Source organism: Flavobacterium procerum, from assembly GCF_042431625.1.
GTDB lineage: Bacteria > Bacteroidota > Bacteroidia > Flavobacteriales > Flavobacteriaceae > Flavobacterium > Flavobacterium procerum.
In genome coordinates, this window is sequence record NZ_JBHLYW010000003.1 from 286541 (window position 1) to 298179 (window position 11639).

Genomic DNA, 11639 nt, shown 5'->3' on the forward strand with positions numbered 1-11639 from the left:
AAAACTAGATCATATTAATAGTTTCTTCCATCGAATCAAAAACACGGATTCTGTCAGACAGAATTTTTGCGTCTATATGTTCGGTCATTTTGCCCATAAGCCAGATTTCGTTGTTTTTATGCAACAATTTCTGTCCCATAGATTTTACGTATTGGTTGATTACGTTACGATCAGGCTGGATAGTCATAAAGGAAACAAATGTGATGTTTTCAAAATGTCTGGTCAAATCCTGAAGGTTTTCTATTGGCATGCTTTCGCCTAAGTATATGGTTTTGTAGCCTTTGTCTAAAATTTCATACTGAAGGTACAATAAGCCAATCTGGTGAATTTCATTCAGCGGAAGCGACAAAACAAAAATACGATCTGTTTTGGTTGGCTTTTTGATCTGAAGACTTTCTGTATAGATCAAAATTTTCTGTTTGATCAAATGACTCATGAAATGTTCATTTGCAGGCGTAATCGTTTCGGACTGCCATAAAAGTCCAAGTTCTTTTAGAAGAGGAAGGAAATGTTCTTTAAAAACTTCTTTAAAAGTCTTTTCAGAAATAAGCCAGTCAAAAGTATTAAAGAATAATTCCTGATCAAAATTCATCATCGCCATTTTGAAAGAAGTAATGGCGTAATTTTGAGAGTTTTTCTTAGAAATGATTTCGCGAACCAGTTGCGGAATTTTTTCTTCTGGATAGGTTGCGATTTTAGAAATCTTATAACCATACTCGTGAAGCAAGGTTATGTTTAAGAGTTTTTGCAGGTTCTGCAAGTTGTAAAGGCGAATATTGGTGTCTGTACGCATAGGTTCGAGAATGTTGTATCTCTTCTCCCAAATTCGTATAGTATGGGCTTTTATTCCTGATAAGTTCTCAAGATCTTTAATGCTGAAGACGGTCTTAATGTTGTTTATCATTTTTTCGGATTGGATCGACAAATGTAAAATAAAATCTTAAATCCAACCTTAAAACAACCTTAAAAACATAGATTATTAGCGATTTACGAGTTTAAAAACTGCTTTTTGTATAAAAAAAGTTTATATTTTGTAAAAAAAATATTATTTTAAGTTAAAATAAAAAAAAGGCTGCAAAATGAAATGCAGCCTTTCTATTTCGTTAAAATTTCTATTTACAAAATGTTGATCTGTTTTTAGAAGCGCTTTGACTTCCTAATTCGATTGCAGTCGTAAAATCTTTACAAGAGTTTTTCTTGTCGCCGATTTTGTTGTACGCCAAACCTCTTAAATTGTATGCAATATAATCTTTTGGGTTTAGGCCAAGCGATGAGGTACAATCGTCTATGGCGGCTTGATAATTTTGGAGTTTGTAATTGACATTTGCTCTTCCGGTAAATGCATCGGCATTCATACTGTCGAGGTCGATGGTTTTGCTGAAATCTGCCAATGCACCTTTTAGATCGTTTAGTTTAAGTTTGGCAACACCACGATTTTGGTACGCTTCGACAAATTTAGAATTCATGCTTATGGCTTTGTTGTAATCGGCGATGGCGCCTTTTGTGTTTCCGGCTTCAGCTTTTTTCATTGCGCGGTCAAAATAGCCGGTTGCCGATTGTGCCCAGATAGAGCATGTAATCATCATAAATGATGCAAGTAATAAATGTTTCATAAACTAATTTGGGATTAGTAGGTTAATTTGAATATGAAACGAATTTAAGAAAGTTTTATTTGCCTAGTTGCTTTGTTTTTTAATTAATGATTAAAAAATAAAAAATCATGCTTAGCGGGTTTATAGAGCCTTTTTTAACGGATTTCGGATAAAAAATTGCTTGAAAAAACTTAAAATCTAGTTATCTTTTTTTTGTTTGTTCGTTTTGATTCTATTGATTTCCATCAAAAAATAATAAAGCAACATTGTACAAATTAGAAAAACGATGATTTGGCAGAAGATAAACGAAAAATCGCTAGCACCCAAAAAGGAACAAAATAAAGCGCCATACAGATAAGAATGGCCATAAACTAGAATGATAAAAAACTCCCATCCGCTATTGCTGGGGCCGAATAGTCCGCTTAGAAGTTTTTCAAATTGTAAACCTGTCAAATTATCTACGGTTCCGATAAAAAAATACAGAAAGCTGCAGAATACAGCGTCGTAAAAGTTGGCTTTGTCTTTTATAATCATTTTTGAATTGATTTCTATTTTAGGTGAAATTAAAAGAACTCTCTTTCAGATTCTTCGATTGCGATTGATTCATAAGAGGTAAAAAGTTCTAAATCTAAAAATAAAGAATCTATATGACCGTATTTTTTGGTTTTATGGCTGGACCAGTTCTCATTATTTGGCGTAAAGTTGACTTGAAATTGATACGCGTTAAAAAAGCAAATAGTGATAGTGAAATCCAATCCAGATGTGTCTATTCGAGCGATGTAATCGTCGACGCTTTTATTGTTTACAATCTTCAAAGAAAATTTCTGACACCAAAGCTGATTCGCTTTTTTTGATTTGTATTCAAAATAAAAAAACTGTTCCATTTGCTTAGAATTCATTAGATTTTGCAAATATTCAATATAATCAAACGCATCCTCTACAATGTTGAATTCTCGTAACGTACTTTCTCGATTTAAGTATTGTTTTTTTTCAGAAGCAGGATTGTTCAGCATTCCTTCATCAGCATAATAAACAAATACTTTCTGATCAAATCCTAAACAAATTCCATTGCTGAGATAAAATCTGGTATGGTTTTCTGAAAGGTCAATTTCATAATCCAGATATTTGAGTTCGTCTTTTCTTCTTAATGTATTGAATACTTTTATCTTAAAATTTTCCAGATTGAGATGTATCATGTTTAGAAGTTTATTTGCTGTTACTTTTTTCTCAGAATAATTTTTACGGTGACAATTATTCCAATAATTAGAGCCGTTAGAAAAAGCAATCCGAAATAGGTATCATGAGGAATATTGTGGCTGCTTCCAAAGAAAACCAACCACAGAAAGCAGATGAAAATAAAAAAAAGATACAGTAGGACTAAAAGAAATTTAATTATTGTTTTCATTCTTGATTTTAGTAAATGCAATTAGTTGTTAAAAAGATTTTGGTATTTGCCGCAATCTCTTTTTAAATAGATTTTTTTGTTCGAAAGAAAGTTGGTGTAGTAATATTTATCGCATTTGAAATCAAACTTTGCGACACCGATTAGCTTTTTGTTCTTGTAAAAAAGCATTATGTCTTGATAGCAATTTAAACATCTGGGATCAGCGAAATACTCGCCTGGGTTATGATCTGTGAAAAAATTTTCAATCTGGATAGACAATTCACTATTAATTTCATTTTTCACAAACCCAAATTGAGATAAATTTTCATAATTAATTTTATTTTTCTCCTTGACAAAATTGAAATAATAAACCTCATATCGAGCTGTATTTTCTGGTGGACCAGGAATTTTATAATAATCACTATGATAATATGCTACTTCGTCGTAAAAAGTATGTTTCTTTTTTTCTCCGCATCCAGTTAAAATAATAAGCAGAATTATGATGAGATTTGCTAAACGATAAGACTTTTTCATATTATTTGTAAATTTCTGTCAAAGGAACTGCGTAAAAATATTCGTCAAAATTTTGCAAGTAAATTTATTTTTCATTTTTGAGACAAATCACCTTTTTTTAATTTTAATTGAAAAATAAAAAAAAGACGATAGTGATGTACTAAAACAAAGTAAAAATAATGCTGTAATGACGTATCTAGTGGCACCGTCTCCAATAATTATAAATCTTTGAAAATCTATAAGATTAACTCCAGACAACAATGTACTTATGATGTAGCATACAAATGAAAGTAAACTAATTTTTGATAATTCTGATGCGGTTTTATTTCGAACAAAAACACATATAATCAAACTAATAGGTAAGATTATAGAATAAAATAGTAACCATGATATAATAAAAATATCGGATTTCAACGAAAAACCAAAATCTGTATAATGGTTAAATGTTACTGCAAGCAACAATATAAAAGTTGTTAGAATCGATTCTTTATTGATCATAATTAATTAGCTGTTCTTTTTTTTTTGAGCTGATTTCTATTCCAAGGTCAAGGTATGCCAAAAGTGCTGAGAGCGGGGATTTGCAATCGTTGCTGGAGATAGGTTTGCGTTATAGGGTTTAATATTCAATCCAAACAGGTTCTTCTTTATAAAAATAATTCAACATATCGGGACTTATTTCTTCTTCTATTTCATAATTCCCTTTATTTAATTCTTTGATCACTTTAATTAAATCTGAATATTTAAATAATTCATAATTCTTATTCAAAGGTTTGTTTTTCATTACTACTCTATACTCTTCAAATTTTTTCATTTTAACATTGTCTTTGAATATTGTAATTACCTCTCCTGCAAAATGATATTTTGGTAAATATTTTTCATCTAAAACATACAACGACAATGGGTAAAGTTCTTTATAGCTAGATTTATTAAAATAAAAATTATCAATTTCTGAGGCTTTAAATACGAGTAGTAAATTCTCTGTTTTATCAAATAGTATTTTTGTTTTTCTATCAAAATTTATTAATGCAAAACTTTTGTCAGAAAAAGTAATTTTCATTTTTTTTAGAAATAGCCTTTCATCATTTTCAATGAAAGGTATCGTATTGTCGCAAATGTATTTTTTTTCTTCCAATGACTCTAAATCTTTAGGGTAATTGAAACTGTCTACTTTTTTGTCACAATTCATATTTTCTTGTAAGGTAATTGAATTTTGATGTCTATTACAACTAACGAATAAAATATAGTTGATCATTATGAAGCATAATTTTAATTTCATGATAGTTGTTTTTTTAAAGGCTTAAAAATTGATGTTTCTATTCCTCCAGAGGAAAAGCCGATAACGTGCATTTGAAATGCGTGCTATCGTTGCTGGATATATATATGTGCGATTGGGTTGAAAAATACTATTTAATCTTCATTTGCTTCTTCCCAAGAGATAAAGCCATCAATCCAGTTGTCTTTATCAAGTTTATACTTGTCTATTGAAAAACACTCAATTGGATGATTGTTAAAACCTTTTTTATTTTTAAATTTTTCTATTGTTTCTTCTGCTTTTGCTATAGTGGAATAGATTCCAATTATTTTAGTCTCTTCAAAATCTCCAATATCATAACTATGTTGTAATATGTATACTTCTTCCATAATATTTGGTTTAAATTATTCAAATGATCTATCTCCCCGTTTTTGTATTTGATTATATGACGATATTGTGGATTTGCAATTATAAGGTGATTGGGTTTTCATTACGAGTAAGATGTCACACTTTATAATAGCTATCTTTTATTTATATGAACCTTTTAATTTTGCTTTTTTAGAAAAGCATTTAATTTATCTATTTGTTTTCCTGTAAATGATATAATTAAAACAACAAATGCAACAATTACCCACCCAATATTTACATATCCTTTTTTAAAAAAGTAATCTAAATCTTTATCGTAATACAATTTAATGGTTTCGCCAATTTTTAATTTATCGCAGAGCGTTACGCTAACGGATACCTTGTCTGTTTTGTCTTTATATTGTATCCAAACTTTTGAGCTTCCACTTTTACCATGCCAACAATCAATTTGTGTTATAATACAATCTTTTAAATTATTTTCATTTTGAGTAATATTTTGTTCTCTAAAATAAAAGAAACAGATCGTAGTAAAGAACAGTATTATTGCTAATCTAAATGTAATTGTTATTATTTTCATTTTTCTGATACTTTGTCCTTAACGTAATTTCCTTAATACTTTTGCAGTACGTTCGCCCATTGAGTTTAATTTAAAATCTTTTTTGGTCTTCTTTTTTATTGCCTGTTTACTAGAGTTAATTCTGGCATCTTGTTTTTTTTTTATATTTTTTGCAGTTGCCGATAGCACGGATTTCAATCCGTGGCCACAACAGTAAGACACAGAACAAACCATTAATAAAAAAGTTACACGAATTAATTTTTTACAAAGAGAATAAACCAATTTTTGCGTGGTATGGATTACTAAGTCTGCGTAATTGTTGTAGGAGATATATCTCCGTGATTAAGTTTACTTCAATATTCCAGTACCCAAAATTTCAGCTTCTTTCATTAATTTTTTACCAAGTACTTCATTTTTTTCTAAATATTTTCCCTGCAGATAGTAGTTTCCTAAAATATATAATGCATTTGGACTTTTTTTATCCGCTGCCTTCTTTAAATATTTTAATGCCAAATTTCTAGTTTCTGAATCTAAGAAATCCAAATCAGGAAAATCAACAAAAATATTATCTTCATTTAAATGTGCAATTGAATAAAATACTTCCAAAGATGCTTCTGCATGATTCCATTTATTTGAAACTAATAACGAATAGATAAATGATTTTTCAGGAGTATCTGTTCGCACAATGCTATCGTACGATTGTTTGTCAAAATTATTTACTAAAAGAGATTTAATACTGGATTTGGTGTTTTTTTTGTATTGTTCTTTATTAAATTTTTCGCTGTAGCTATTACTATAGTTTGCTTCACATTCTTCAATTGCTAGACTATAAATTGTTTTGGTGTAAAACTTTAAACAAAAAAATAGAATGGTAATAATAAGAAGCAGAATAATTGCTAGGTATAGTTTTCTTTTCATAATATTAATCTTTAAAAAAATTATTTAGTAGCTTAACATTTTTCATTTGTGGCTGTCTGTCGAATTATACCTTCTTCAGCTTTAAAACCAACCTTATCATTATTTAAATTTATGCCTTTTGCAGCATTTATACTTTGCAACCTCCAGCTAATTTTATTTTTCCATCACAAATATGAGGAGCCATAAACGCTTATTCGTACGGAGTTGGTTCTTTACCATTTGAATCGGTAAATTTAACAAGATTATTAAAAGAATAAACATATGCTCAATATCCTGATATTTTCTCCGCAAACAACTTTTCAATTGAATACTTTAGAGAACGGAGAGATGATTAAATGTTACTGGAGGCAACAATACAAAAGTTGTTAGACTAGATTCTTTATTAATCATTTTTTAGTTTGTCGATAAAATCTTCTTTAAATATTTTTATTTTGTCAGAATACTGGTTTTTGTTTTCATAGAAAACATCAAGCATTGTAAAATTTGAATCTACAACAGTCTGAAGTTCAATCCATGCTTTTTTATTATATTCTTTAGATTTATTTTTATCAATATTAGTTATGAAAAAGTAGCTGTCATTATTTTTTCCTAGAGTTACATATCTTGTTGTAAAACTGCTGTCAATCTTAATATTGCTGTCTGATTTTTTTTTCATTTCTTTTTGTATTCTGTTTTCTAATTCTTTGTATGGCATAGAAAAAGTATATACCTCAATTGGTTTTGGTTCTTTAGTAAAAAAATATATGAACGCAAAATATGACATTACCACAACAACTAATAGTGTAATAATTACTAATAATATTTTGAAATTTGTTCTCATAAATATGCGAAGTTTATAATGTAGTAATAAATTAAAGTTTTATTCCCATAGCGCGGATTTGCAACCGTGCCCGTAACAGTAAGACACAAAACAAATCATTAAAACTAAATAAATGTGCTTATGTATATTTACAAAGTAAACTACCAATCTTTGTGGGTACGGATTGGAAATCCGCGCTATCGGGTTTTTTGGACTAATTTTTCTAGTCAGCTTTTAAGTAAAGTAATATTCTGCTAAAAATTAATAGAAATAGAAAAATCATTCCACCTAGAAGGAAACTGCCAAGTAATACGATAAACCACCAATATGGCAAAACCCATATAATGTAATATATAAAGTAGTTTACTAAATCTTTATACCATATTCCTTCATAATACTTTTCTCTGAAAATGTCATCATTCAATCCCGAGAGATAAGATATTAGAAAAATAATTAAAAAACTTATTAGAAAGCAAATTACGAACTTTTTCATTTTTATGTAAATCTGCTTCTTCAAAAAGAGCATGCCGATAGCACGGATTTACAAATCCGCGCTATTGTTACTAGATATATGTATGCGTGACCGTTTTTTTTCAACATTATTGGTATTCATCAATAAAACTTTCATTATTTTTTTCATCCGAATCGAAATAACCAAAACAAAAACTTCTGACATCAAACAAAGTACCATCTTCATAATAAATAAACATTCTATCACCAATGTACTTTTTATAAAAGACTTCTTTGTTATTGCATTCTTTTAAATACTGTTTTGCATATTCTGTATCTAATTTGTTTTCTAGAATATCTATTCCGCAATCGTAACAAAAAATACTTTTTTGTTTAGTTGTGTATGACAAACAGCCATTAGTATATTTCCCATTAATTAAGTTATAGCTATAATTGTAAATGGTATCGTTTTTTATAATTTTTTTGTGATAATAACTAATTCCTTTGAAAGATTTTTCATTTCCAGAATTTTCTTCTCTAGAGTTTAATTCCCAATTTCCTTTTTTCTTAAAATAAACTAGTTTTTCAATTATTTTATTTTTCTGCATTTTGTGTAAAATTATACTGTCTTTAGCTGCTAATACAGACACGTAATATTTACCCTCATAATTTTCTATATTATCAATTTTATTTACCCCTTTCAGATTATATTCATCAAAGTATTTATATAAAATATAATTACCGTCATTTTTTTTACTTTGACAGCTAAAAAAAATGAAAAAAATATTGATAAGAAATATAGTCATATTATTTACCATCATTTTTGTTCCAAATAAATGTCCCATTGAGTCTAATTTTTAAGTCATAAATTTCCTTTGATTTTGAATTAGGTTTGAATAAATGATAATCATTATAGTCATCTCCGTCTTCATACTTTTTCCACCACAAATAACCATTAGTACTATTATTATTATTAAGAAAAGTATCATTTCCTGTATAAGAATATCCGCCAGGAACTGAATGGTCGGATGTAAAAGTAGTTGATTGAGTAGCGTTTGTAAAATTTTGAATCATAGACATTGCTTGTTTATCGTTATCTTTTGTTACCAAACATTCACCAATAAATACAAGTTTCCCTTTTAAAACATCTTTCAAATAATTAAATTCCGAAAAACTACTAGTTTGAAAAGTTGACAGATTACCTTGGGGAGTAGTGAATGAATACGTATTCCCTCCTTTAGATTCACTTGACATATATTGAGAATTATCTCCTATCTGAAAAAAACCTTTATTTCCATGTTGCGAGATTGAAATGGCGTTATAATTAACATTTTGTTTTTTCAAATTTTTTAAAGAATTTTTTAGCCCCACCGTTCCTGAAACCATGATTATTGGCATTTTTTGTTTTTTTGCAGCATCGTAATCTGCCTTCAAAGCAGGATCAGATTTAAAGTTCATAGGCAGTACCAGGATTGTACCATATTTAGTGTTTTTATTGATATTTTCATACCTATATTTGGGTTCTTTACCATCTGGATCTATAAAACAGACAGGACTATTAAATGCATAAACATACGCTCCATATCCTGGCATTTTCTCTGCCAAAGGATCCACATTCAACCAAAGCGAAGTTTTCATATCCAAATACCTAGCCCCGTAATAACTCAAATTTGTTTCCCTATCCAATTCCTTCCCATTAAATAAATAAGGACTAGAAAAACTAGATGAATGCTCCTCAAACAAAACCTCTCCAAATGCAATATACTCCACATGTTGCAAAATAGAACGTTTTTGTTGGTAATACTTCTATGATGAGGAAACTATTTGCTTCAAAGGGATTTGCTAGAAAAAGAGAAGGAAGACGAATAAGGCTTCAAACACTTGTGATTGCAAATTCTCGGAATCATTACTGGAGATATATCTAAGCAATCGGGTTGATAAAAAGATACTGTTTAATCTTCATTTGCTTCTTCCCAAGAGATAAAACCTGATTTCCATTCATAATGATTTAACCTGCATTGACTTATTTGAAAACAATTTTCATCAAATCTATTAAAACCAGGTAAATCTTTTAATTCTTTTATAACATTTAGAGCATTTTCTCTCGTAGTAAAAACACCGATAAATTTAATTTCTTCAGTATTCTCAAATTCATATACATGTTCTAAGATATATACTTCTTCCATAATATTTAGTTTGAATTATTCAAATGTTCTATCTCCTCGTTTTTGTATTTGATTATATGCGATAGCGTGAATTTGCAATCGTTGCTGGAGATATATCTGCAATCGGTTTTTTATTTTTTATCAATGTTCTTTAATCTAATAGAGATCATTTTCATTTATAAATTCATCTATCAAAAGATTTAATAACTCTAACGAATGAGAATCATTGGCACTATAAAGCCTAATTATTTTTTCAGTATCAATATTTTTTAAACATTTTTCAGGATGTTTTTTATGAATAAAATTATCAAATGAGGTAAAAAAATCAGTGACTATTGAGTCATTTTTACCAATTGAATATCCTTTAAAAAAAACAAAGAAAGATTCTACATTATGAATTGAAAACATTGCAGGTCTTTTTGCTACAAGTTGAATTAAATCAATGTTTTCTGTTTTTCTATCTTCTCTTATCATGTTAAAATTATTTTATTTTAGGCCGATAGTGTGGTTTACAATCCGTGGCTACAACAGTAAGACACAGAACAAATAATTAAAACAAAAGTTATATGAATTAATGTTTTACAAAGAGTACAAACCAATCTTTGTGGATACGGATTGAAAATCCTCGATATCGTTCCTGGTGATCTATCTGTGCAATCGGGTAATATCTAGTGAAATGGTAAAAGTTGTAATCACCAGTTGTTATTATCAATTACTCGCATAATTCACTTATTGATTTTAATTTGTTTAGCTCAAAAGTAAATACGATATAACATTTATCACTTTCTTTCACAAGTTTTCCATCTTCACAATTTGAATTTGACAAATAAAGTAATTGTTTATTTAATAAATTACCTTCAATAAAATCAGCCTCTCCAAATACTTTAACAACATCGGATTCTGAAGAATTATTAATCATATCATTTTTAGATATTGTAAATTGGGCTAATTCTATATTTCTATAACCTTTGCATCCATATATATCATCAATCCATTTGTGAAATGGCTTATGTTCACCATCTTTTGAGCAACTTATTAGGAATGATATGATTATGGTTTTTAAGATAAAACTAAAATAAATCTTTGATTTTGTCCTATAAGCCTCTTTCTTTTCCATTAGGTAAATATATTTTATTAGTAGCTTTTCCTGTGCTTCCTGTTTTACCCTCATTTGTCCATACTCTTAAATATGGATTAATTCCACAAACAAGATAAGCACATCAGTTGAGGGATTTTATATGATACCAAGATTATTTTCCATGATAAATTTCTAATATTTTAGCATTCTTTGAAGATATTTCAATATAGAATGTGCCACCAAAGCCTATTTTATTAAAAGAGCCTTTTAATACCCATATACTATCCTGTTTAATATTTATTTTGTATGGTTTTTGGTCTTCTATTTTATCTTTTCCAAATCGTTCAAATAAAATAGCTTCAGCTATAGCTATTGCTGTCTCTTCTTTTTCAACCAAACAGTCATCACATTTTTTTATTTTATTACTACTAAAGCTTTTAGTTTTATCGTTACAGCTTATAAGAAAAAAAGCAGCAATAAATATTGTGGCTATTTTTGATTTCATTTTTTAAAATTTATATGAATTTGTTGGTATCGTTAAATCATTTTTTAATTGTTCGAATCGT

At 28.7% G+C, this 11639-nt stretch carries 15 protein-coding genes; all 15 read right to left on the reverse strand.

Annotated features, from left to right (window positions below; all coding sequences use genetic code 11):
- Positions 1-4: 4 nt before the first annotated feature.
- Positions 5-904: a MerR family transcriptional regulator gene (locus ACFFLS_RS03530; RefSeq protein WP_379683188.1), complete on the reverse strand. Its 900-nt coding sequence runs from the start codon at positions 902-904 to the stop codon at positions 5-7.
- 208 nt (positions 905-1112) lie between these two features.
- Positions 1113-1613, reverse strand: a complete 501-nt coding sequence (locus ACFFLS_RS03535) for a tetratricopeptide repeat protein (protein WP_379683187.1) — start codon at positions 1611-1613, stop codon at positions 1113-1115.
- A 542-nt stretch (positions 1614-2155) separates the two neighbouring features.
- On the reverse strand, positions 2156-2788 hold the full coding sequence (locus tag ACFFLS_RS03540) for a hypothetical protein (protein ID WP_379683186.1): 633 nt from the start codon (positions 2786-2788) through the stop codon (positions 2156-2158).
- A gap of 230 nt (positions 2789-3018) precedes the next feature.
- Positions 3019-3510 carry a hypothetical protein gene (locus ACFFLS_RS03545; protein ID WP_379683185.1) on the reverse strand — a complete coding sequence of 164 codons (492 nt, stop codon included), beginning with the start codon at positions 3508-3510 and terminating at the stop codon, positions 3019-3021.
- Positions 3511-4105: 595 nt separating this feature from the next.
- A complete protein-coding gene (locus ACFFLS_RS03550; RefSeq protein WP_379683184.1) occupies positions 4106-4765 on the reverse strand; it encodes a hypothetical protein in 660 nt (219 codons plus the stop codon).
- 131 nt (positions 4766-4896) lie between these two features.
- A complete protein-coding gene (locus tag ACFFLS_RS03555; RefSeq protein ID WP_379683183.1) occupies positions 4897-5130 on the reverse strand; it encodes a DUF7336 domain-containing protein in 234 nt (77 codons plus the stop codon).
- A 155-nt stretch (positions 5131-5285) separates the two neighbouring features.
- Complete coding sequence (locus tag ACFFLS_RS03560; protein ID WP_379683182.1) at positions 5286-5684, reverse strand: hypothetical protein; 399 nt, start codon at positions 5682-5684, stop codon at positions 5286-5288.
- 327 nt (positions 5685-6011) lie between these two features.
- The gene (locus ACFFLS_RS03565) at positions 6012-6581 is read right to left on the reverse strand and encodes a hypothetical protein (RefSeq protein WP_379683181.1); all 570 of its coding nucleotides are present in this window, start codon (positions 6579-6581) and stop codon (positions 6012-6014) included.
- A 382-nt stretch (positions 6582-6963) separates the two neighbouring features.
- Positions 6964-7401, reverse strand: coding sequence for a hypothetical protein (locus tag ACFFLS_RS03570; protein WP_379683180.1), 438 nt, complete (start codon positions 7399-7401; stop codon positions 6964-6966).
- 578 nt (positions 7402-7979) lie between these two features.
- A complete protein-coding gene (locus tag ACFFLS_RS03575) occupies positions 7980-8651 on the reverse strand; it encodes a hypothetical protein (protein WP_379683179.1) in 672 nt (223 codons plus the stop codon).
- Entirely contained in the window at positions 8638-9600 is a 963-nt protein-coding gene (locus ACFFLS_RS03580; RefSeq protein ID WP_379683178.1) for an RHS repeat domain-containing protein, read from the reverse strand. Before ACFFLS_RS03580 ends, ACFFLS_RS03575 begins: the two co-directional genes overlap by 14 nt.
- Before the next feature lie 182 nt (positions 9601-9782).
- A complete protein-coding gene (locus tag ACFFLS_RS03585) occupies positions 9783-10016 on the reverse strand; it encodes a DUF7336 domain-containing protein (protein ID WP_379683177.1) in 234 nt (77 codons plus the stop codon).
- Between the two features lie 135 nt (positions 10017-10151).
- The gene (locus ACFFLS_RS03590; RefSeq protein WP_379683176.1) at positions 10152-10469 is read right to left on the reverse strand and encodes a hypothetical protein; all 318 of its coding nucleotides are present in this window, start codon (positions 10467-10469) and stop codon (positions 10152-10154) included.
- Positions 10470-10707: 238 nt separating this feature from the next.
- Positions 10708-11112, reverse strand: a complete 405-nt coding sequence (locus tag ACFFLS_RS03595) for a hypothetical protein (RefSeq protein WP_379689172.1) — start codon at positions 11110-11112, stop codon at positions 10708-10710.
- A 133-nt stretch (positions 11113-11245) separates the two neighbouring features.
- Complete coding sequence (locus ACFFLS_RS03600; protein WP_379683174.1) at positions 11246-11578, reverse strand: YbbC/YhhH family protein; 333 nt, start codon at positions 11576-11578, stop codon at positions 11246-11248.
- Positions 11579-11639: the final 61 nt, after the last annotated feature.

What these genes read in the sequence shown, in the direction of transcription:
- ACFFLS_RS03545 (WP_379683185.1), bottom strand. Translation starts at nt 3,510, where the DNA reads ATGAAAAAGTCTTATCGTTTAGCAAATCTCATCATAATTCTGCTTATT.
- ACFFLS_RS03565 (WP_379683181.1), bottom strand. Translation starts at nt 6,581, where the DNA reads ATGAAAAGAAAACTATACCTAGCAATTATTCTGCTTCTTATTATTACC.
- ACFFLS_RS03560 (WP_379683182.1), bottom strand. Translation starts at nt 5,684, where the DNA reads ATGAAAATAATAACAATTACATTTAGATTAGCAATAATACTGTTCTTT.
- ACFFLS_RS03555 (WP_379683183.1), bottom strand. Translation starts at nt 5,130, where the DNA reads ATGGAAGAAGTATACATATTACAACATAGTTATGATATTGGAGATTTT.
- ACFFLS_RS03530 (WP_379683188.1), bottom strand. Translation starts at nt 904, where the DNA reads ATGATAAACAACATTAAGACCGTCTTCAGCATTAAAGATCTTGAGAAC.
- ACFFLS_RS03540 (WP_379683186.1), bottom strand. Translation starts at nt 2,788, where the DNA reads ATGATACATCTCAATCTGGAAAATTTTAAGATAAAAGTATTCAATACA.
- ACFFLS_RS03595 (WP_379689172.1), bottom strand. Translation starts at nt 11,112, where the DNA reads ATGGAAAAGAAAGAGGCTTATAGGACAAAATCAAAGATTTATTTTAGT.
- ACFFLS_RS03570 (WP_379683180.1), bottom strand. Translation starts at nt 7,401, where the DNA reads ATGAGAACAAATTTCAAAATATTATTAGTAATTATTACACTATTAGTT.
- ACFFLS_RS03600 (WP_379683174.1), bottom strand. Translation starts at nt 11,578, where the DNA reads ATGAAATCAAAAATAGCCACAATATTTATTGCTGCTTTTTTTCTTATA.
- ACFFLS_RS03585 (WP_379683177.1), bottom strand. Translation starts at nt 10,016, where the DNA reads ATGGAAGAAGTATATATCTTAGAACATGTATATGAATTTGAGAATACT.
- ACFFLS_RS03575 (WP_379683179.1), bottom strand. Translation starts at nt 8,651, where the DNA reads ATGATGGTAAATAATATGACTATATTTCTTATCAATATTTTTTTCATT.
- ACFFLS_RS03590 (WP_379683176.1), bottom strand. Translation starts at nt 10,469, where the DNA reads ATGATAAGAGAAGATAGAAAAACAGAAAACATTGATTTAATTCAACTT.
- ACFFLS_RS03550 (WP_379683184.1), bottom strand. Translation starts at nt 4,765, where the DNA reads ATGAAATTAAAATTATGCTTCATAATGATCAACTATATTTTATTCGTT.
- ACFFLS_RS03535 (WP_379683187.1), bottom strand. Translation starts at nt 1,613, where the DNA reads ATGAAACATTTATTACTTGCATCATTTATGATGATTACATGCTCTATC.